The following is a 406-nucleotide window of genomic DNA, read 5'->3' on the forward strand; positions in this document are numbered from 1 at the left end:
GGTGCGTAACCGTACTCTGGGTGACCTGGCGTCTTAGAGTGAAGTTGACGGAAGTTCTTGAGATCTTCGATTGATAGCTCGNAGNCTGCTAGGTGAAGCAGAGAGTAAATCAGCATAGAGCCGTGGCCGTTTGAAAGAACGAAACGGTCGCGGTCAGCCCACTCTGGGTTAGACGGGTTGTGGTTTAGGTGATCACGCCAAAGAACTTCAGCGATGTCAGCCATACCCATAGGTGCGCCTGGGTGGCCAGAGTTTGCTTGTTGTACGCCGTCCATGCTCAGAGCACGAATAGCATTAGCTAAATGTTTACGGTCCATAATAACTACCAGTGTTTAAATATTGGATTGGAAATTGAAAGGGGAACGCAAACGTTCCCCTTTTTAAATTCTGTGTGATTACAGCTTAG

General features: G+C 48.0%; 1 pseudogene. It reads right to left on the bottom strand.

The annotated features are described in order from the left end of the window. Nucleotides 1-317, bottom strand: a pseudogene (locus A3712_RS22885) (transketolase); the annotation flags it as partial. Nucleotides 318-406 lie beyond the last annotated feature (89 nt).

This window comes from Vibrio sp. HI00D65, assembly GCF_001635455.1.
Taxonomy (GTDB): Bacteria; Pseudomonadota; Gammaproteobacteria; order Enterobacterales; family Vibrionaceae; genus Vibrio.